This is a genomic window from Bradyrhizobium sp. STM 3809 (assembly GCF_000239795.1).
Taxonomy (GTDB): Bacteria; Pseudomonadota; Alphaproteobacteria; order Rhizobiales; family Xanthobacteraceae; genus Bradyrhizobium.
This window is the reverse complement of record NZ_CAFJ01000424.1, coordinates 1-614: the sequence shown is the minus strand read 5'-3', so window position 1 is coordinate 614 and position 614 is coordinate 1. Positions and strand designations below refer to the sequence as shown.

The 614-nt window shown below is 65.0% G+C and carries 1 protein-coding gene; it reads right to left on the bottom strand.

The window, feature by feature from the left end; all coding sequences use genetic code 11:
- Nucleotides 1-614 (bottom strand): sulfotransferase family protein (locus BRAS3809_RS20370; RefSeq protein WP_035657185.1); only part of this gene is annotated, 614 nt, incomplete at both ends.

The window sequence follows — 614 nt, the reverse complement described above, 5'->3', positions numbered from 1 at the left end:
ATCGTCCCAGTCGAGACCGCAATGGGCGACGATCTTGCGGGCGTTGGGCTCGAAGTCGCGCACCACGTCCTCGTAGGACACTTCCAGCATGACGTCCCGCGGCAGCACCGCACGCCAGTGGCTCATCAGGCCCTCATAGGCCCTGAAGTAGCGGCCGAGTTCGGCGAGGTCATAGGCGAATGGCTGCGGCTCGGCAAACAGCTGGGTGTAGCAGGACAGGCAGGTGTCGATCGGATTGCGCCGGACATGAACGATCCGGGCATTCGGCAGCGCGAGATGGATGAGACCGGCAAACAGGAAGTTCGACGGCATCTTGTCGACGATACGCTTGGTGCCGTCCGGCAGGTCCGCGAAACGCTTGAGATAGGCGTTGGCCAAAGTCCCGAAGTCGGCGTCGGTCAGCTTCGCGAGCATCTCCGGAAATTCGCCGCGGGCACGATCGGTGAACTGCCCGGCGGCTGCCGCGAAATAGTTGACCTCACCGGCGCCATGCACGGCGGGATGGCTCGCGATCATCTGCTCGACCAGGCTGGTGCCGGAGCGGGGCATGCCGATGATGAAGACCGGCGCCTGCGACGGATCACCGTGGCCCGCCCGCGCCTGCAGCAGGTCCT